At 30.0% G+C, this 21987-nt stretch carries 19 protein-coding genes; 1 reads left to right on the forward strand and 18 read right to left on the reverse strand.

Features of this window, described 5'->3' with window-relative positions; translation table 11 throughout:
• Positions 1-12: 12 nt before the first annotated feature.
• Entirely contained in the window at positions 13-1368 is a 1356-nt protein-coding gene (locus tag IC218_RS15920) for an APC family permease (protein ID WP_227434581.1), read from the forward strand.
• A gap of 134 nt (positions 1369-1502) precedes the next feature.
• Here the strand turns inward: IC218_RS15920 and nhaC are convergent, their stop codons facing one another.
• From nhaC to IC218_RS16010, 18 genes are all read right to left on the reverse strand, one after another.
• A complete protein-coding gene (nhaC, locus tag IC218_RS15925; RefSeq protein ID WP_227434580.1) occupies positions 1503-2924 on the reverse strand; it encodes a Na+/H+ antiporter NhaC in 1422 nt (473 codons plus the stop codon).
• Positions 2925-2953: 29 nt separating this feature from the next.
• The gene (gene orr / locus IC218_RS15930) at positions 2954-4018 is read right to left on the reverse strand and encodes an ornithine racemase Orr (RefSeq protein WP_227483545.1); all 1065 of its coding nucleotides are present in this window, start codon (positions 4016-4018) and stop codon (positions 2954-2956) included.
• Complete coding sequence (locus IC218_RS15935) at positions 4003-5412, reverse strand: GlmL-related ornithine degradation protein (RefSeq protein WP_227824873.1); 1410 nt, start codon at positions 5410-5412, stop codon at positions 4003-4005. The genes orr and IC218_RS15935 overlap by 16 nt, the downstream gene beginning before the upstream one ends.
• The gene (gene oraE, locus IC218_RS15940) at positions 5412-7616 is read right to left on the reverse strand and encodes a D-ornithine 4,5-aminomutase subunit OraE (protein WP_227824874.1); all 2205 of its coding nucleotides are present in this window, start codon (positions 7614-7616) and stop codon (positions 5412-5414) included. The genes IC218_RS15935 and oraE overlap by 1 nt, the downstream gene beginning before the upstream one ends.
• Positions 7610-7984, reverse strand: coding sequence for an ornithine aminomutase subunit alpha (locus IC218_RS15945; RefSeq protein ID WP_227434576.1), 375 nt, complete (start codon positions 7982-7984; stop codon positions 7610-7612). The genes oraE and IC218_RS15945 overlap by 7 nt, the downstream gene beginning before the upstream one ends.
• A 77-nt stretch (positions 7985-8061) precedes the next feature.
• A complete protein-coding gene (gene ortB / locus IC218_RS15950) occupies positions 8062-9492 on the reverse strand; it encodes a 2-amino-4-oxopentanoate thiolase subunit OrtB (protein ID WP_227824875.1) in 1431 nt (476 codons plus the stop codon).
• Positions 9485-9793, reverse strand: coding sequence for a 2-amino-4-oxopentanoate thiolase subunit OrtA (ortA, locus tag IC218_RS15955; RefSeq protein WP_227434574.1), 309 nt, complete (start codon positions 9791-9793; stop codon positions 9485-9487). The genes ortB and ortA overlap by 8 nt, the downstream gene beginning before the upstream one ends.
• A gap of 34 nt (positions 9794-9827) precedes the next feature.
• Entirely contained in the window at positions 9828-10895 is a 1068-nt protein-coding gene (gene ord, locus IC218_RS15960) for a 2,4-diaminopentanoate dehydrogenase (protein ID WP_227434573.1), read from the reverse strand.
• 215 nt (positions 10896-11110) lie between these two features.
• The gene (locus tag IC218_RS15965; protein WP_285894659.1) at positions 11111-12511 is read right to left on the reverse strand and encodes a sigma 54-interacting transcriptional regulator; all 1401 of its coding nucleotides are present in this window, start codon (positions 12509-12511) and stop codon (positions 11111-11113) included.
• A 427-nt stretch (positions 12512-12938) separates the two neighbouring features.
• A complete protein-coding gene (gene hpdA, locus IC218_RS15970) occupies positions 12939-13889 on the reverse strand; it encodes a 4-hydroxyphenylacetate decarboxylase activase (protein ID WP_227434572.1) in 951 nt (316 codons plus the stop codon).
• A complete protein-coding gene (gene hpdC, locus IC218_RS15975; protein WP_227434571.1) occupies positions 13882-14139 on the reverse strand; it encodes a 4-hydroxyphenylacetate decarboxylase small subunit in 258 nt (85 codons plus the stop codon). The genes hpdA and hpdC overlap by 8 nt, the downstream gene beginning before the upstream one ends.
• Positions 14140-14142: 3 nt before the next feature.
• Positions 14143-16851, reverse strand: coding sequence for a 4-hydroxyphenylacetate decarboxylase large subunit (gene hpdB / locus IC218_RS15980; RefSeq protein ID WP_227824876.1), 2709 nt, complete (start codon positions 16849-16851; stop codon positions 14143-14145).
• Between the two features lie 272 nt (positions 16852-17123).
• Positions 17124-18140 carry a tRNA (adenosine(37)-N6)-threonylcarbamoyltransferase complex transferase subunit TsaD gene (gene tsaD, locus IC218_RS15985; RefSeq protein ID WP_227434569.1) on the reverse strand — a complete coding sequence of 339 codons (1017 nt, stop codon included), beginning with the start codon at positions 18138-18140 and terminating at the stop codon, positions 17124-17126.
• Positions 18141-18145: 5 nt separating this feature from the next.
• The gene (gene rimI, locus IC218_RS15990) at positions 18146-18622 is read right to left on the reverse strand and encodes a ribosomal protein S18-alanine N-acetyltransferase (protein WP_227824877.1); all 477 of its coding nucleotides are present in this window, start codon (positions 18620-18622) and stop codon (positions 18146-18148) included.
• The gene (tsaB, locus tag IC218_RS15995) at positions 18612-19328 is read right to left on the reverse strand and encodes a tRNA (adenosine(37)-N6)-threonylcarbamoyltransferase complex dimerization subunit type 1 TsaB (protein WP_227483550.1); all 717 of its coding nucleotides are present in this window, start codon (positions 19326-19328) and stop codon (positions 18612-18614) included. The genes rimI and tsaB overlap by 11 nt, the downstream gene beginning before the upstream one ends.
• Positions 19328-19780: a tRNA (adenosine(37)-N6)-threonylcarbamoyltransferase complex ATPase subunit type 1 TsaE gene (tsaE, locus tag IC218_RS16000; protein ID WP_227824878.1), complete on the reverse strand. Its 453-nt coding sequence runs from the start codon at positions 19778-19780 to the stop codon at positions 19328-19330. Before tsaE ends, tsaB begins: the two co-directional genes overlap by 1 nt.
• A gap of 140 nt (positions 19781-19920) precedes the next feature.
• Entirely contained in the window at positions 19921-20961 is a 1041-nt protein-coding gene (locus tag IC218_RS16005) for a DUF4116 domain-containing protein (protein WP_227434565.1), read from the reverse strand.
• Positions 20962-21297: 336 nt separating this feature from the next.
• Positions 21298-21903: an ECF transporter S component gene (locus IC218_RS16010; protein WP_227434564.1), complete on the reverse strand. Its 606-nt coding sequence runs from the start codon at positions 21901-21903 to the stop codon at positions 21298-21300.
• Positions 21904-21987: the final 84 nt, after the last annotated feature.

Raw genomic sequence — 21987 nt, forward strand, 5'->3', positions numbered from 1 at the left:
AGATAAATTAATATGGAAAAAGCTAAAAAATTAGGGTTATTTAGTATGATATTATTAGGAATTAATAGTATCATAGGTTCAGGTATATTCTTACTACCAGGTAAAGTTTACAATCTAGCGAGCCAAAATAGTATATTTATATATATTTTTGCTACACTTCTGGTTCTATCAATACTTTTATGTTTTGCAGAGGCTGGAAGTATGTTTGACAAAAATGGAGGTGCATATTTATACTCCAAAAAGGCATTTGGTGATTTTATAGGTTTTGAAGTTGGTACAATGTCTTGGGTTATTAGAATCATATCATGGTCTACACTAGCAGTAGGATTTGCAACAGCTTTAGGTGCATTTTGGCCAGAAGCTGCTACTGAATATAAAGGATATATCGCAGTGGCATTAGTAACATTACTTTCAATAAACAGCTTATTTGGAATTAAAAGTACAAAGATAATGAATAATGTAATAACCATAGCTAAATTAGTACCATTAATAGTTTTTGTAATAGTAGGAATATTCTTTATAAAATTTGGTAATGTTGTTCCTTCAGGCAATGTTGTAAATTCTAGTATAGGACCAGCTATAATATTAGTATTTTACGCGTTTACTGGATTTGAATCATTTGTTGTAGCAAGTGGAGAAATGGATAATCCTAAAAAAAATCTTCCAATAGCATTAATAACTACAATATTTATATGTGCAATAATTTATATCTTAATTCAAGTTGTCTGTATGGGTATACTTGGAGACAAATTATTTGAAAATAGTATTCCAATCGCAGACGCTTCAAGCGTATTTTTAGGCAATTATGGTAAAGTATTTATATCTGTAGCAACATTAATATCTATATTTGGAATAAATATAGGTTCTTCAATAGTAACTCCCAAGTGTGGTTCTGCTCTAGCAGAAGAAGGCTCTCTTCCAGCATTTATAGGAAAAACAAATAAATATGATGCTCCATATGTAGCAATAATAATATCTTTAATCTTCTGCATACCACTTGTATTAACTGGAAGTTTTGAACAGCTTGCAGTAATGAGTGTAATTGCCAGATTTGCTCAATACATACCAACTTGTTTAGCAGTAATAGTTTTAAGAAAAAGAGCAGATATCCAGGCTTCATTTAAAATTCCTTTTGGCCCTGTTATACCAACAGTAGCTATATTAGGTAGTATATGGTTGTTACAACAAGCTTGGGTTGAAGATATGTCAAAACCTATAACTCAAAATAGAGTTTTGATAGGATTAGGAGCAATGTTATTGATAGCACCTTTATATGTACTTATGAAAAAAAACAAAAAAATTGAATGTGAGTGCAAAGATAAGTCAGAAGATTCAAAATTATATGTTCCAAGAGAAAAAATTCAGTAATATTTTATAGATTGCTTGACATTCTTTTTTATTTAAAATCTATAGAAAAAGTTAATAAAGACCTAAACTTTATTATTTACACAAAGTTTAGGCCTTTATTTTTTCTAATAAGTAACATATATCAAATACTATAATCAAACATCAAAATTCAAACAAGTTTCAGGTTCATCTTCTATTTTTGCTATTTTAAACTTACATGCAATTAATGCTAGAGATACCAATGGATTTATGATATTTAATAATGCATATGGACCATACGTTAATGCAGATACACCTAATGTTGCTGTTATATACGCTCCACATGTATTCCATGGTACCAATGGAGAACTTAAAGTTCCACTATCTTCTAAAGCTCTTGATAACATCTTAGGATGTATACCTCTCTTTTTATATTCCTTATTATACATTCTTCCTGGTATAACTATAGACAAGTATTGTTCTCCTGCTATTATGTTAGTAACTGTGCAAGTTACCATTGTACATAATACTGTTCCAAATACACCCTTTGCTAACCTTAGTAAAGAAGAAGCTACTGCTTCAAGCATGCCTGTTTTTTCTAAAATACCTCCAAGAGATAAGGCACATATTGTTAAAGATACAGTAGACATCATATTCATAATCCCACCTTTAGACAATAAAGCATCTACCTCTTCTACTTGTGTTGATGAAACATATCCATTTTGTGCTGCATCTAATATTACATTCATAGATTCTCCTTGGAAAACTACTGCAAACAATACTCCTAATACGGCACCTACTATAAGCCCTGGTATAGCAGGAACTTTGAATATAACCAATCCAATTACTATTGCTGGAGCTAATAATAATACTGGTGATAAAGTATTAAATGTAGAATCTAATGTAGACCTAATTAGCTCTATCTGTTTTATATCTAATGCTTGACCTGAATACTTCATTCCGATTACACCATAAATTACTAAGCAAATTAATAATGATGGTATAGTTGAATATAACATATATTTTATATGTGTAAACAAATCTGTTCCTGCCATTGCTGGTGCTAAGTTAGTCGTTTCAGATAAAGGTGATAGTTTATCTCCAAAGTAAGCTCCAGATATTATAGAACCCACTATTAATCCAGTTGGCATACCTAAACTTTGCCCAATTCCTAAAAGTGCCACGCCTACTGTACCCATTGTACTCCAAGATGACCCTGTTGCAAGAGACACTATTGAGCAGACTAATGTGGATGCTACTAAAAAAATATTTGGTGATAAAATTTTTAGCCCCCAGTAAATCATACATGGAACTACTCCACTTACTATCCAAGTTCCTATAAGCACACCTATTATAATTATGATTAAGATTGCTTGCATTGCCATCTTTATACTATTAAACATACTTAATTCTAGGTCTTTCCATTTAAATCCAAGCCTATATACAGCTACAAGGCCTGCTACTGCTGCAGCTCCTATTAGTGGTACATGAGGTGATGAGCCATACATTAATACCCCTAAACTTAAAAATAATATCAAGCAAGTAATTGGTATCATTGCATCAAACAGATTTGCTTTTCTACATTCTCGCTCTTTCATAAAATAATTTCCTCCTAATTATTTGAACACTATACTATAATTTTCTTTGAAACATATTCGCTTGTACTAGATGACATGATACCTCCATAAGTTAATAAAAAATCTACATTGTCGCCTAATTTATAATCACATTTTGTATTACTTACATCTAATATCATGTGGTCTGAACTTGCCCCTAATATCTCTATATCAGTGTCTATTGGAATTAAAGAGTCAATATTTATGTCCTGTTTACCTATGGCTATAATTGCCCTTTTTAAGATTCCTTTATCTTCATAAACAGGTTTATTTCTAAACGCATCAACTCCTATTTCTCCAATAGGAACTGATGGTTTTTCTTTACATTCAACTATTTGACATATTAATTTGAATACATCTTGATATGTCCCATTTATATTTTTACCGTATGCCGTTTCTCTACCAAGTAAAATAGATTCACCTATTCTCAAATTATTAATACCTTCTGGCATATTATTACTTGTCATTAAATGTATAGAACTTGAATTACCTCCTGATACTATTTCTAGATTTATTCCAAATTTACCTTCTATCTTTTGAGCTATACTTACTAGCCTACCTGTATTTTCTTTAGATGGTATAATAGCTCCATAACAAGTTAAGTTTGTAGCTATACCAATTATTTTAATATTTTTTAGTTTTACTATCTCTTTTATACTATTAAAGAGGTCTTCTTCATAAAAATACCCTTCTCGTAAATCTCCTAAGTCAAACATAAGAACTATATTATGAATAATATTTTTACTTTCACATAATTCATTTAATTTCTTTATAGTTTCTAATTCTGAGTTAAAACTTATATCACAATAATTGATAACTTCTTCTAGTTCACTTATCATGGGTATTCTAATTAGTATTTTAGGTAAATTTATATTTTGTAACTTTTTTAAGTTTTGTATTCTTGAATCTGCTATATGATCTATTCCTTCATTATATACTGCTTCTACTATTTCTTTTCGTGCACAAAATGATTTAGTTACGAAAGATACTTTAATGTTTCTTTCATGACAACTCTGTAAAATTACTTTAGCATTATGTCTTAATTTTTCTATATCTATTTCTAATCTAGGGTACATAGTCCTTCCTCCTTGAAGTTTAAACTTTTTAGTAGGAGCTTAAGAGATGCTTCTTCGTATTTTTTAGATAAAACCCCCATAGATGCCATAATATAGTCATTATCTATCAATATCTTTGTTTTTTCCTTTGGAAATAGTAATTCTTTATTTTTATTGTATTTAGTTATACCATCTAATATTTTAATTCTACTAGGGAGCCTAGTAAGTGCTCCCCCTGTACCCACTATATATCTTACTTCTGTTAAATCTTTTCCTTCTGCAATTTTGGTTTTTCCAGTTGTTCCATAAATATTTCTTATTTTCCCTGAATGCCTTAACATAGCTTTAATAACAGCTTCTTTTGTCAATCTCTCCACAAATAATATTTCTTCTTTTGATTTTGGTATTGGTGGATAATTATCTATTACTTTATCAATATCTATAGATAATTCATTTTGTAAATTTTCTTTGCCTATAACTTCTACTATATTTTTCATATTTACATATACACCTAAATCTCCCTCAACACTTCTCTTAGCTACAGGTTCAGGATTAACTAATATTTTATTAATATAGTCACTCCCATATGTAACAGAATGCACATCAGTAGTTGCTCCACCTACATCTAGAGTTAATAAATCTCCAATATTTTTATATAAAAGTTTAGAAGCTTCCATTACAGCCCCTGGAGTTGGGGTAATATTTTCATTAACCATTTCTTTGATATACCTCATTCCTGGCGCTGTAGTTATGTGGTCTTCAAACACACCTTGAATGATTTTTCTTGTAGGTTCTATATTCAATAAATCTATTTTAGGGTATACATTTTCTGTTATATAAAGCTTATAATTCGTATCTTCAAATATTAACCTTACTTCTTCTTGATTTTCAACATTACCAGCATATATAACTGGTATACCTAAACTCATAGAAGCTATCATTTCAGCATTATAAATAGCTGTATCTCTTTCTCCATAGTCAACTCCACCAGCTATTAAAATTATGTTGGGATTTATTTCTTTTATTTTCTTTAAATCAGTTCTTTTAATTCTACCTGATGTTACTTGACGAATAACAGCTCCAGCTCCTAGAGCAGCTTCTTTAGCTGCTTTTACTGTCATATCATACACTAATCCATGAACAGTCATTTTTAATCCACCAGCTGCACTAGAAGTTGCAAACATATCATTATACTTTATATCATCTACAGATAATTTATTAGCTAAATCTTTAATAGCACCTGATAAGCCATTTCTTACATCGCCACCTTCAAACACTGTTGTTGGAGCCTGACCTTGACCCGAAAATACAGGATTATCAGAATCAATATTATGGAAAGCGTTTACCACAGTGGTAGTACTTCCTATTTCAGCTACCAACACATCTATTTTTAAAGAAACTTTTTTATTCTCCATTATTTATTATTCATTTCTCTTCTTTTTTCAACTAAGAAAGTGGCTACATGTATACCTTTGCTGTTTCTTCCAAATCCAGCATCTATTCCTTGTTCAATGGCTATTTCAGGTGTTACCTGTGTTCCTCCACAAGCAATCATTACTTTATCTCTTATACCTTTTTCTACACAATAATCGTGTAATTTCTTCATATTTTTATAATGAATATCATCATGACTTATTATTGTAGATGCAAGTATTGCATCTGCATTTAGCTCTATTGCTGCATCTACTAATTTTTCTACAGGTACAGAAGTTCCCAAGTAATGACATTCTATACCATATTTTTCAATACCACCATGTTTTATATCTATTATTTCTCTTAAACCAACTGAGTGTTCGTCTTCTCCAACTGTAGCTGAAACTATTTTCATAGGCTTTTCTTCTATATCTGCTCTTATTTCTTCATCAGTTAGTACTTTAGGTTCTTCTGGTATTACTAAGTCATTTAAATCTATATCAAATGGAACTCTTCCCTTCACTTCTATCCTAGTGCCTTCAGATTCATGCATAACTTCTCTACTTATAACTTCAACTTCTTGTAAATTCATTTTTTTGACAAATTCCAATGCTGCAAACTCAGCTGTTCTTTTATCAGTAGGAAGCATCATTGTTATCATCACAATTCCATCTGCACACCATTCCATTTCAGGTTTGATTTTAGTTCCACCTCTGTATTCCTCTGATTCTTTTAGTCTATTTTCTACATTATCAAAATCATCAAGTTCATCGATATATATTATTTTGTCTGGATTTTCAAATGTACATCCATCTATTAATATTGATGGATTATCTATAGCTGTTTCATCATATTGAGCTACATTATTGTATCCAAAGTGAGCAGTTACAGGTGCTAAATAATCTTTATCTCTTTCATAAACAGTACCCTCACCAACTCCGCCTTTTATTTTTCTAGATATACCATCACCATTTCTTTCTGGATAATTTCCTGAGTCAACGAAAAATCCTTGTTCTACTGATTCAAAATATCCTCCAACTTCAAAGATTTCTTCCATATATAGTACAGCTCTTTCTTTAAGCTCTCTTGCTTTGTATCTTAATTCTCCAACATCCTTAAGTTCTATCATATCCATAAGACCATCCATGCCAACTAAAGCTTGCTTTGCTGTATCACATGCTTCTATGTTGTATATATGCCAAGGTACATTTCTACCTTCGTCAGGTGTTATAGTTGATTGTATGTCAGCTCTAGTTAAGACTGATGTTAATAAATTTAATACATGAGTAACTGTTGCTTCTCTAGTTGATGATTCCATATATTTAGTATTCATTTGAGCTCTCATCTTATAATCACTAAATAATTCTCTAAGTGCAACAGCATAAGGTAAGTCTATTCTTAAACATGGTGCTGGAGGGGCTGTTGGTGGCACTGTTGATAAGCATATATTACTTTTATCTATTCCTATTTTTTCTGAAAATATAGAATTTAAAGCGTGTTGAACCATAAGTTCAGGCATTACCTTCCATGCTTCTCTAGCAGTAGCATTAGCATTATGTGCTCCATCTATTTGAGCTATATTTGCAAAAGCCATTATTTGCTTAGCTTCACAAGCATCTACAAAAGATCTTACCATGTTTATATTTCTATATAGAACATTATATTGTGGGTCTTGATGTGCTCCATTGACCCCTTCTTCAGCAAACATTACTGCTACTTCAGGACCCGCAACACCACTTACATATGAATGGTAATTAATAGGTCTACCAACTTCTTCTTCTATAAAGTCAAGAGCTTTTCTTTGAGCTCTTACTTGTTTTCTTGTTATTGGAACACCTCCTATACCTTGAGGGGTTCCTTCTATAAGTCCGTCAAAATGTGATTGCCCAGCAGTTCTAATGACCATTAAGTGGTCAGCACCGTGATGAGCTGCCATCCTCATTCTTCTTATATCATCTTCAAATCTTCCAGAAGCTATTTCAGTAGTAATAATTGGGCTTGGTTGAGGGTCTATATTATTAAAATATTTAGATGATGGTAACCCTACACTCTTCTTTAAAGGTTTTGTACAGTCTTTATATTCAAAAGGTCCCATTTCAAGATTTTCCAAGTGTTCTCTCCAAACCCAACCTCTTCTTTTTGGTTTATATTTATCCAAATCTTTTAATATATAGTCTATATCTAATTTTTTATTTTCCTTTAACATGATTCTACCCCTTCTCTAAATAAACATGTAACTTCATCCCAATATTCACCATTAACTAATAATAAACCAGCTTCTCTAACTGATATATTTTTAGATTTAGCAAGCTTATAAACTACATGCCCTGCTCCCTTACCTATAAGACCTCTTTCCATAACACCTTCTAAAATAGGTTTTACCTCAAGAGAAGAAAATCCCATTCTTAACAAAACAGACCTTTCTATTGATGGCGTTGTATTCTTTTTGCCAAGGTCTATCATTGGTTCTACTATCTGGGCAGCTAAACTCCAAAATCTTTCTTTTAACTCATCATCGCTCAATTTCTGAAGATGTTTTCTTCTAACCTCAAAATCATCCTCTCTTTTTTTCATGAACATTCCCCCATTCATATTAATTTAAGTGAATTTTCCAACTATTCATTTCATGGTAAATTAAAAAATAGTAATTATTATAAATTATCTAACGTATCAATAACAAAATCTCTTGAACTTTTTACTTCTTTCATTAGAAACTCTATATCTTCATTACTTAGACTATTAACATTATTAATACCATTATGAGATATACAATTTTTTATAAATGATTTTCTTATTTTATTTATGTCGATATCAACACATTTTAATAATTCTGGTCTTTCTGGTAATATTAAGTTTACTCCTGCAATTTCTTCTCTTGGATTTCCAAATTTTATATCTATTCCATTTTCTTTTGCAAATGTAAGCTGTGGACATATGTGTTTACCTGCACCTGTATACTCTGTCTCTTGTACTACTACAACTTTATCTTCATCCAATTCTTGTGCTAAGGAAAATGCTGCTGCTAAAGATGTATTTCCAGCAGGTCCTCTTTCTATACCTTCCAACTGTGCCAATAATTCAGTTGTATAGAAAACTTCTCCTTGTTTTACTAACACATATCTGTCCATATATCTAAGTGGTCTAGCTGCAGACCTAGGTACATCTGACCTATCAGGCCATGTACAGAATGGTATACCAAAACCTGTATGTCCTGTTGTAAATGATTTTTTATTAAATTGACTATCACTAGCCATGTGTAATCCTTTTAAATCAACACTTGCTCCAACTACTTTTGTGTTAAGAGAACCAGCTTTTATTAGTCCCCTTGCTGTTCCAGTGAGATTACCTCCACCTGCATTTGTACAAACAACTACATCAGGGTCTCTTTTATATTTTTCTCTAAATTGAATGGCTAGCTCATATCCTAAAGTTTCTACACCTGCAATTCCAAATGGTGAATATAACGATGCGTTAAAATAGCTTGTTTCTTCTAGTAGGACTAAGAATGTATAAAATAATTCTGGTCCAACAGTTAATTGAATAACTTCTGCACCATATGCCTCACATTTTCTTGCTTTCTCTATAATCTCAGGTTGACCTAGACCATTAGAATCATAACATTCTTGAACTATTATACATTTTAAACCCTGCATTGCTGCCTGAGATGCTACAGCTGCTCCATAGTTACCACTAGTAGCTGCTATTACACCTTTATATCCCATTTTTTTAGCATGATATACTGCAGTAGCTGCTCTTCTTGCTTTAAAACTACCAGATGCATTCATTGCTTCATCTTTTACAAATATTCTAGCACCTTTACCTTCTGGAGCACATCTTCTGGCCAACTTAGTTAAATTTTTAAGTTCTATTATAGGAGTATTTCCAACAGCATATTGTGATTGAATTGCTTCAATATCTTGTAATGTATATCCTGTTTCACCCATCATTTTTTCATAGTCAAATCCTATTCCTTCTTGTTCAAAAGATGAGTAATCCAATCCAATTGCGTTTTTCATTATTTCATTGTTTCTTCCCATGACAGCTTGATAGCTCATATTTTTCATTGATGCTGCATTATTCATTATATACACCTCCAAATAATATTTCTTTAGCCTGTATTCCTATTTGGAGTAACTCAGGTATACATTTACCATAATCATGAGTATAATATGGATTTACTTTAAGTAAATTACCTTTTACAAGTCTACCCGTAATTGTTTTAACTTCTACTAAATCACCTATAGAGGCATCCTTTTGTATAAACCCTTTAACCCACATTTCTAAGGATACTTTCTTAGTATCCTCTGGAACTTGTGGAGCTCTTTCTTCTGGAGTCAACACTATATTGTGTATAATAACCCAATCATTAATTTTAGCATCCATTTTTTCATCCCCTTATCAGCTAACTGTTATTTTATTAATTTGCTTTTGACTCTTCTTCTAACTCAATTTCTATCTGATTTCTTATATCTCCCATTATTGCTCTAGGTACTGGTATATCCAGCATAGTTTTAAGGCCTGGTCTAGCATTTATTATTAATGGAATAGAGTTTACTATCATTGCATAAGTACCTACCCCTCCAGGTATTTCAGGATTTATTTGTAAATCAATATTTGGTATCCCTTTTATTGATACATAGTCTCCTGTTTTAATACCTTCTGCTTCAGGTATTATCTGTTGTGGATGCTCCATTTCAATTAAAACGTCTCCATTTACATATCCATATCCACATTGTCTACAACCAGCAACATTTCCAGCCAATGCCTCTCCGTACTTAGATTTTCTATCTACTGTAGTCATTATTGGTTCTTTTGTTTGTTCTATCTTATCTAGTTTCCATCCTAATCCATCAGCTATCATATTTATTGATTCTACAAATCCTACATGACCTGCTATAGTATTATTTTCTACACCTTTTATGAACTCTTCTTTTGTTACTCCAACACCTTGTTCTACCATAACAGATTTTCCAAATGGTGATAAATCATTTACCCTTTTCGCTTTTATACTATTAACTTCTTCACAAGTACCTGAAAGCGCTAATACTAGTAAATCTAGTACAAACCCTGGATTGATTCCTGTTCCAAGAATACTTACTCCATTCTCTTTTGCAACTTCATCCATTTTCTTAGCCAAGTCTGCATCATCAGCTTGTGGATATGCCATTTGTTCTGCTGTTGATATAACATTTATTTTTCTATTTAATAAGAACATTATTTTATCAAAAGCCTTTTTAGTAAATGAATCAGTTGCTAATAAAACAACATCTACACTTTTTTCTTTAAAAACTTCTTCATAATTTCCATTGATAATAACTTCTGTTCTTTCTCCTCTTTCAATTCCTAGGACATCATACATACTTTTACCTGAAGTACTTCTACTGCAAACAGATACTATTTCTATACCTTCTTTTTTTAAAATCATATTAGCCATGCCTATCCCCATAGCTCCAAATCCCCATATACCAACTCTTACTTTTCTCATATATACACCCTCCTAAAAATTTATATTCTTAATTATTAGTTAAAGCATGAATCGTGCCAACTTCAAAACAAAAATAAATATTTATTAGAACGTTGAAACTATAATTATCTTGTTATGTATTTTCATAAATAAAAAATAATATTTTTTCTGAGAAATAAAAAAAGAGCAAAAAAACTTGCTCTTTTATAATAATTTTGCGCCTTTATTTTACTTCTTTATAGGACTTTAATATTATATTTTTTTATTTTATATTGTAAATTTTGCCTATTCATACCTAAAATTGATGCAGCCTTAGTTATATTATATGATGCCTTTTCTAATGATTCATATATATACTTCTCTTCTATCTCACTGAGAACATTATTAAGTGTCTTATTCTCTAAATCATTTAAAGAATAAGTATTCCCCTCTTTATTCTCTTTAAGATTGTAATAGTCATTTAAATTAATCATGCTTGTTTCTATTTGTATCTCGTTTTCCATCATACTCATAGTACAATAAATTATGTTTTCTAGTTCTCTTATGTTCCCTTGCCAGTCATAATTTTTTAAAACCCTGATAGCTTCATCTGAAATACCTACTACTTTTTTATTTAACTTTTTATTATACTTTGAAATAAATTTTTTGCATAATACAGATATATCCTCTTTTCTATCTCTAAGAGGAGGAATTTTTATATCTATTATGTTAAGCCTATAATATAAATCTTTTCTCATTTTATTCTCATTTAAAATAACTTTTGGACTTTCATTTGTTGTTGCAATAATTCTTACATCAACAGGTATATCCTTAGTCCCTCCAACTCTTCTTACATAACCTTCCTGCAAAACTCTTAGCAATTTAGCCTGTAACATAATAGGCATGGAGTTTATTTCATCTAATAATAATGTCCCTTTGTTAGCTTGCTCAAATAAACCTGGCCTGTCTATTGCCCCTGTAAATCCTCCCTTAGCAGTTCCAAATAGTATTCCTTCGAATAATGATTCTGGTAAAGCTGCACAATTTTGTGCTATAAATGGATAATTTTTTCTATTACTTCCATAGTGAATGGACTGGCTAAATAACTCTTTGCCTGTCCCAGTTTCACCATATATAAATACTGAGGCATCAGACTTACAAGCTTTCTTAGATTTTGCTATTGCCTCTTTAATCAGATTACTTTCCCCTAAAATATCATCAAATTCATAGCCCTTTTTTTGTTTATTGTCAACTTTATTAATTAAATTTTTTTTATAGCTTCTGTTTAATAAATTTTCTATAGTTGTCATATTCTTTGATATTTCAAGTGCCCCTACAAATTCTCCTTTAATATCAATTGGTATCGTAGTATTTATTGCTGTTATTTCTTTTCCATTTTTATCTAGATATTTTTGAATATTGTCTTTAATAATTTCCCTTTTTTCCAAAACTTCTACTAGTGTACTTCTATTTATTTTCATTTTGCTGACTATATCAAAAAATGAATTAGTTAAAACATCATGTCTATTCATTTTTTCCATTTTTTGTACAGAATCATTGTAGATTATAGTTTTCCCTTCTTTATTAACAAAATGTACCCCTTCATCAATATTTTCCAATATTTCATTCATTACTTTAAAAAATATTTCTTGGTTCAACTATATCACCCCAGTACCTAAATATATAACAACCCAAAAATAAGTAAAATATTTCTATATATTTATCTTATCACATATTTATGATATTTTTTATGTCCATTATATTTTTAATTAATACTTGATGAACTACATAGTAAAGCATGAATAGTAATGGTTATATTCTTAGTATTTTCCCTTTTGTTGATATTTCCTTATTAAAAAAAATATTCTAAATATATTATTTATACTCAAATATTATCTAAAAAAGAGTATTTGTATACCTTTATTCTCGTACATATTTTTAACTTAAAATATAAACTTTATATAAAACAAGTTAAAATATACTTAATTAAAATACGTAAAAAAGAGCTATCACAGAACAAATTTAATTTACTCATGCGATAACTCGATTCTACAAACTAATATTTAATTTTCATAATATTTATTTCTAAAAAGCAGTCTCATGCCCAACATAACAGGCTATGCCATTATCTAAAAATATGTCCTGTAATTCTTCAAGATGCTCTTCATCAACATCTCCTTTATCAGAATACTCATATTCTTTACCTAATTGAATCCATTTTGACTCTCCTAGTCTATGAAATGGTAACAGATTAATTTCTACTAAATTATTTTTATGCATAAAAGATATAATATCATTTATATTTTCTATACTATCATTAAATCCTGAAATAACTGGTACTCTAAGTACTAATCTTCCACCCCAGTCAGAGTTCACAAGATTTGATATGTTTTCTAATACTAAATCATTATACACACCTGTTTGTTCCTTATGCTTTTCTCTATCCATATGTTTTATATCAATAAATGCAAAGTCGATATCCTTAAATATATTATTAAAAATTTCATTTGAAACACATGCACTCGTTTCAATAGCAGTGTGCACATTTGTTTCATGACATTTTAATAGCACTTCATGTAAAAATTCATGTTGAAGTAGTGGCTCTCCTCCACTAAATGTTACTCCTCCATTACTTCTCCAGTTATTAGAATCACGCTTAATCACCTTTACAAGTTCCTCTACAGTATATGGCTTTGCACATAATTTAAACGCATTATAATAACACGAGTTGACACATTCAAAACTCTCACAATTCTTACATATGCCCCAATCTATGACTGGCTTATTGTCAAGGTCAAAACTCAATGCACCATTTTTACATTTACCATGACATACAGTACATCCATTTTCATATTGACAAGACAACTCACTAAACATCATATGTGGTCTAACAGTCCAACTTTCAGGATTTGCACACCACTTACAACTAAGTGGACATCCATTTAAAAACACAGTTGTTCTACAACCTGGCCCATCATGAACTGAAAAGCTTTGTATATCAAAAATCATTCCTTCTAATTGTCTTTGACTATTCATTAAACACATGCCCTTCACAAGTAATTGCGTTTAATGTTGAGTATACCCAATCTTCATTCTCTAGCCCAACACATTTACCTATACCTTCATCATTAGCATCAACAAAATTTTTACAATTTTTACATTTTGGCATTACTTTTATTTCTGAACATGCTTCATCATCTAAATTAATCATTTGTTTTGATAATCTACAAATCCCTTTAGTCGCATCTACTGCGCAAAAATTCATACAATCACTATGTTTTCTCATATTTTACACCCCTTCATACTCTGTTCTAGCAATTACTTCATCTTGTATTGGTTTACCTAGTTCACACCAGTATTGAGTAAATCCAGCAACACGTACCATTAGTTGACGATAATTATCAGGATTTTTTTGTGCGTCTTTCAAAGTTTCTGAGTCCACAACATTGTATTGAATATGGAATCCACCTTTTCTCAAGTAACTTCTTGTTAAATCTAACAGTTTTTTTGTTCCTTGTTGTCCTCTAATAGTTGTAGGATGAAGTTTTAAATTCATTTGAGAATTTTGAACTACTGCTTGATCCCAAATAGTCGCAGATTCAAATAATGCATACACACCATTTTTATCTGTTCCTGCATATGCAGAAACTGAACCATCTGAATATGTTGTTCCACTTAATCTACCATCTGGGGTAGCTAAAGTAGCAGCTCCTTGTGGTCCATGTGTAGATACAGAAATTTGACAAGGATACATTTTTTTAGCATATAAAGATTGTGCTTCTTCACACACTTTTGCTAGCCATATTTCATAATTTTTAAGAATCATATCTGCATACAAATCATTGTTTCCATATTTAGGTGCATCAAGACAGGCCTTATAAATAGCATCATATTTGCCAGTCTTATCCACTTTTACTTGGTCTGCCATAGAATAATTACCAACTTCTAATGCATCTTTAAATCCAAAATTATTTAATACAGCATCCTTCATTTCTTCAACTGTAAAAGCTTTGTCATCATATACAAGTTTTTTAAGTGCAGCAAATGAGTTAACCATAGTAACAGTTCCACAAGTTTCTACATTTAATGTTGCATTATAACGATATCCCATATTTCCTATATGTTGACCTTTATCTAAACAGTCTGGTTTTAATAGAGAATTTATTATAGAAGTATCAAACTTTCTCCATATATCTAACTCAATATTATTTGCTCTCTCAAGAACATTTATTGCTTGTTTATAATAGTCTTTAAATACTTCTACAACTTCTTCATAAGTATCTAATGGCTTATTATGAGGTTCAAATACTTGTATATTCATACGATGGTCTTTACCATTCATAAGAACAAGTTCTAATATTTTAGGATTAGCAATAAAGTGAACTCCAGAACCAGCAGATTGTCCTGCTCCACCTGCAATAGAATATGTCTTTCCATTTAAAGTCAGTTGTTTCCAGCATCCTGGAGATGTTTCCAGACATCCACCTAATGCAAATGCTCTAGCTTCTTCAACAGTCATTCCTTCATCAGCAAATTGCTTCATCATAAATGTTGTCCCATTTGAATTGTTTACCCATGCTGGATAACCAGAACCAAGTTTTGTACATTCAACAGCTTTCATTAAAAAATCTTCTGGAAGTTTTTCATCATATAACATAGTTAAGCTAGGCTGAGGAGTTCTACATCTCATACTTGCCTCTAATAATAATTCTTCTAATTCATTAGCTCCTGTAGAACCATCTTCTCTTAACCCACCTATAGATAAAGTATTGAATGTATTTCCTGATAAGACTCCTCCATTTACACCTGCTGAAGCAAAACAGTCAATACAAGTGATTTTTATTCTATAAAGTTCTAATAATTCAATAACTTCTTCTTTTGTAATTAGTCCTTTTTCCATATCCTGTTCATACCAAGGATATAAAATTTGACCAAAACGACCTATAGACATACCAGATATAGCATCTTCATTTACTGATGCTATATGAATTGTATAAGTCAATTGAAGAGCTTCTCTAAATGTACGAGGTTGTTTATGTGCAATATGTTCTAATATCTCTACTAAATCTGAATATTCTTTTTTTGATTCTAAATCTGTTTCTATACTCTCTAAATATTTTGCATGTTTTGCATAGTTTAAAATCCAAGCTTGTAACCCTTCAATGACTTGAATAACAGCTTCATAAAAATATAGACGATCCATTCCGATAAGCCCATCTCCAGATGCATTTCCTGCAACTGCTTTTTTACATTCTTTTGCCATTTCTATAATTCCATCTAATCCATAATTTAAAGGATAAAAATAGTTTATAACTTCTCTACCTTGAGGAAGTGTATATCCTGAATCAAACATACATATAAGTGTACTCATTAAATTTTCTTTTAAATCATAATCTGGCATCATCTTTTCATAGTGAAATCCTAAATCTTCAACTGATTTTCCAACCCATTCCTTTGCCATTTTTACAAGAACAGGTACTTCTTCTTTTCTCATTCCAAATTTACCAGCTATTGAAACAACATTTCCAAAACTTTCAGTTACATTTCCTCCACCAGAACCAAATTTTGTAAGCTCATCTGCTGTATTACTAGCTAATTTCTTTGCTTCTTCTTTCATTTGTTCTCCCTGAGCAACAAAGAAACTTTCACTTACCCAAGGCATTGGGAAAGAACCTCTATAATGGCGTGTTTTTTGCATTACTATCTTCTCACCAGGTATTATATTTGGTGTCATATGAGAAAAAGCAGCTTTAAGAGCTTTAGCTCTTCTAACTACTGCTATATCCCCATCTGATTTTCTATATTCTCTATTGTACCAATATGGAAATTCCATATCAGCTGTAGACAATGTATTGTAATATACATTCAATAAATCATCTGCTCTTTTACTTGCTTTTTTTTCACTAAGTTCATCTAAATTTTCCTGATTTTGAAAATTTGCTTTAATATTTTTTACTTCTAAAATACTTCTTATTTTATCTTCTTTACTTTGACTCATTTCTTCCCCTCCTTAAACTTTCTATACTTAGTATAAAACTTTTTAAGAAGGGAAAAAAAGAGTCTATTACCCACTTTCTAAAATAATCTTTCTACAAAAAAATAAAACTTAAAACATTTTAGACCATAAATTTACCTTATATCTAAATATCTAAAAACCTACTGATTTATTAAAATATAAAGATTGTCCATTGTCTTGTTTTAAGCTTTAACATATACTATATTTAATTTTATAAAAATACTTGATCAATATATTTTTAAACTTAGTTTATATTACTGGTTTATCTTAAGATTCGGAACTGCATTCAGACTCATATCATGTGTTTTATTGTTTATAAAATTATAATATCCTGCGCAACCTATCATAGCAGCATTATCTGTACATAAAATTAAAGGAGGATATTTAACTATAATTCCACTCTCTTTTGCAAGTTCTGTTATTTTAGCTCTAAGACCAGAGTTGGAAGCAACTCCACCAGAAAGAGTTATAACATCATAACCTTTATCTTTTGTCGCTTTTAATGCTTTAGTAGCTAAAACTTCAACTACTGCTTCTTGAAAAGATGCAGCAACATCTTCAACTACTATTTCTTCGTTTTTCATCCTTTTTCCATTTAAATAATTTAATACAGAAGATTTTAGACCACTAAAACTAAAGTCATAGCTATCATCTTCTAAATAAGCTCTTGGAAATTCTATAGCATGCTTATTCCCTTTTTTAGCTAAATTATCAATAATAGGTCCTCCTGGATACCCCAAATTCATAGCCCTTGAAATCTTATCAAAGGCTTCTCCAGATGCATCATCTCTAGTCTTTCCTAAAATTTCATATTTACCATAATCTTTAACTTCTACTAAGTGAGTATGACCTCCAGATACTATTAATGTTATAAAAGGAGGTTTTAAATCTTTATGCTCTATATAGTTTGCACTTAGATGTCCTTCAATATGATTTACTCCTACAAGAGGAATATCCAATGTATATGCAAGTGCTTTAGCATAAGATAATCCTACTAATAAAGCCCCTACTAGTCCTGGGCCATATGTAACTGCAATGTGGTCTATATCATTAAATCCTATATTTGCCCCATCTAAAGCTTCTTGAACAACTATATCAATATTTTCAACGTGTTTTCTTGAAGCCACCTCTGGTACTACTCCGCCAAACTTTTTATGTGTTTCTATTTGAGTAGAGATTATGTTTGAAAGTACTTCTCTACCATTTTTTAAAACTGATGCAGCTGTTTCATCACAGCTACTCTCTATAGCTAATGTTATTATATCACCCATAAACTCTACACCTCTTTTAATTGATTCCACATTATAATTGCATCTTCTTTGTTATCATTATAGTATTCTTTTCTGATTCCACCCATTTTAAATCCATATTTTCTATATAGATTTTGTGCTATTTTATTTGATGCTCTAACTTCTAATGTCATAGACGCAATATTATTATCTTTACATAAATCAACTAATCTTTTTATTAACTTATCTCCTATTTTTTTGCCTCTATAGTCACTATGAACAGCCACATTATTTATATGACCTTCATCAAGTATAAGCCAAATTCCAACATATCCAACTACTTTTCCATCTAGTTTTGCTACTATATACTTTGCTACTTCATTAGATAACTCTTTTCTAAAAGATTCTTTTGACCAATAATCTTCAAAACAATTTTTTTCCACTTCAAAAACTTCATCTATATCTTTAATAGTCATTTCTTCTATTTTTACATCATCTATTATTTGTTTTGTATTATCTTTCATTATTTATCCTCTTCATTTTTTCGTCATATTGTACTTCGGCCTGAGATTTTCTGATATACATAGGGTTTATTGTATAACAAGTATGTACATCTATATTTTTACTATATTTATTTAGTGCTACAGAACATAAGCTTCCTGCTTTAGATACATTATGAGCTGGTGAAGGTATCTTTATATTTTTTACGTTTTCTAGCTCATCCTTATATTTATAAACAGCTTCTCCAACTATTATAAATTCTTCATCACTTGATTTAATTTCCTTTAGTAAAGTTTCAAATTCTACAACATCGACACTATCTAACTCTATTAACTCTCCATCTTCAAACTTATATTTAGCTGAATACACCTGATTTTTTTGTGCATCTAATATAGAGCATATTTTTCTTTCACATAAATTCATATTACCTGCTAAAGATTCTAAAGAATTTACTGCTATTATTGGTAGATTATTTACATGAGCTATAGCTTTTACTGTAGCCATACCTATTCTAAGACCTGTAAATGAACCAGGGCCTATACATATAGCTAACAAATCCATCTCTTTTATGTTTAAATCACTTATATCCAACATATTTTCTATCATTGGCATAAGCTTTTGTGAATGAGTTTTTTTGTTATTTACTGTAAACTCACAGATTAAATTATCATCTTCAACAACTGCTACACTTGCTGCCATAGAAGATGTATCTATACCTAATATCTTCATTATTTAATCAACTCCTCAACTATACTTTTATAATAATCTCCTTTTGGAGTTAATATCATTTCTCTTCCTTCATCTTTGTACCTTAATTCTATGTTTAAATATTCTTTTGGAAGTATATCTTCTATTAAATTACCCCATTCAATTATACAGATTCCATTTGAATTTATATATTCATCATATCCAATATCATACATTTCATCACTACTACCAATTCTATAAACATCAAAATGATACAAAGGTATTTTTCCTTCATATTCGTTTATTATAGTAAAAGTTGGGCTTGTTATATAACCATTTATACCTAATGAGTCTGCTAAGCTTTGTGTCATTGTGGTCTTTCCAGCTCCTAAATCCCCCACTAAACAAATTACACTACCTTCTTTTAATAATTTACCTAATTTATATCCTATTTCTCTAGTTTTACTTTCATTTTCTAAATATATTTTTGCCATTAATTCATCTCCATCTTGATATAATCGTCGTGTGAATTTATATCACTGCTTAATTAATTATAGTATAAGCCCCAACTATTATAAAGTACTTCTATTTATCTTTTTTGTTTATCTTTCAATATTGATGATTCTATTAAAACTTATATATAATCATCAATAGCAATCCTTACATATTCTTTTGCCTTACAATTTTGTTTCAGGGCTTCTTTACATATTTCCTCTGATTGCTCTTTTACATACTTGAGAGATTTATAATTTTCTTTTACTGCTTCAATGCACATTTTTTCTGTTTGATTCTTTATATACATAAGCATCTTTCCATTTTGTCTTACAATCTCTGTACATATCTCTTCTGTATAGTTATCTATGTAATTTAGTACATCTTTAATATTGTACTTTTTATCCAAGTATCTTATAGCTCTTATACATGTTTCTTCTGTCTTATTATTAACAAATTGTAGGCTTCTTCCATCTTGTTTAACTGCTTCTAAACATATTCTTTCTGTTTGCTGATTTACATATTGTAATGCCATACCATTTTGACTTACAGCTTCAATACACATTTTTTCTGTTTGGTTTTGTACATATTTAAGTGCTTTATAGTTTCGTTTTATTGCTTCTATACATAATTCTTCACTTTGTTCTCTAACATATGCAAGACACCTGCCATCTTTTTTAATTGCTTCTAAACATATTTTTCTTGTTTGAACCTCTAAAGCTTTTAATATACTTACAACATCTATATTAGAAGAACATCTTATTGCTTTTATAATAAGTTCTTCTGTTTGATTTCTTACATACTTAAGTGCATTACAATCCTTTTTTATTGCTTCAAGGCATATATACTCAGTTTGTTCTTTTACATATTCAAGTGCTCTATAATTGTACCTTATAGCTTCTAAACATAATTCTTCTGTTTGCTCTTTTACATACTTCAAAGCTTTATAATTCTGTCTTATAGCTAAAATACACATACCATCTGTTTGATTATTTATATTTTCTAATTCATGATAGTCATACTTCACTCTTTCCATATTTTCAATATATTCATTCGTAATATACTTTAAAGAATCTCCTAACATTTTACTATCAATGCCTATATGAATATTTTCCCAATCACTATTAAAATAATACCCTTTATCGTCTAAAAATACTTTTTTCATTTTTTTACATACTTTCATAAATCTACTCTCCTATCATCATTAAATTAGTTATTATTAAGAATTACAATTCAAAACATTATTTATTCTTAATAATAACTTTATTTTTTGTCTATTATGAATTCGCTCTGCATATTGTAGATACCTTTTTAGTATTTTAATAGTTAATCGTTTTAATTCTTCCTTTATTTTAAAAATTAAATCTGTCTAAATATTTCTTATTTTAAATACATTTTTTGATAAATTAATAAAGCCATAATGTATTTAATACATCAATCACAACATGAGACTGAAGTTATAAATAAATTATGGCTTTCCAATATATTTAATTTTAAAATTTTATATTTTCTTGTCTGATTATTTTTTTATTACATTTCCCATTTTTTTATAAAGTGGTAATGTTACTAAAGATATTATCACAGCTTTTAGTACATTAAATGGAGCTATCATCCAAATTACAAAAGTAAATAGGTCATGAATCTTAGGATTTATAGCTGAACCTAACCCTATTATAGCATCTAGTCCCATAAATTGACCATAAAGTGGTAACATTACAAAGTAATTTAACACTGAGCCAATTATAGTCATAGCTATTGTTCCTAATACAAATCCAATTAATATGCCTTTTAAATCTTTACTTTTCTTATATGAATAACAAAGTATCATTACATAAGAACCACCAATTAATATATTTGCAAACTCTCCTACTCCTCCAGTTGTTGTTGCTGTAATCGCTTGTAGTATATTTTTTACTACAACTATTCCAAATCCAACTAATGGTCCTAAAGACATCCCTCCAAATATTGCTGGAATATCTGATAAGTCAATTTTTAAGAAATCTGGAAATATACCTGGTATTGGTGCTTGAATAAACATTAGTAAATAAGATATTGCTGATAAAATTGACATTACTACTAAAGTTCTTGTTGAAATCATATTACTTCTTTTTGCTGTACTTTGCATAATTATTATCCTCCTAATAAATATATTTATATTTTTTTAGGAAAAACAAAAAACTCGAAGACCTTATCTTCGAGTTTTTATGGA

The sequence above is a fragment of the Clostridioides sp. ES-S-0005-03 genome (genome assembly GCF_020658455.1).
GTDB lineage: Bacteria > Bacillota > Clostridia > Peptostreptococcales > Peptostreptococcaceae > Clostridioides.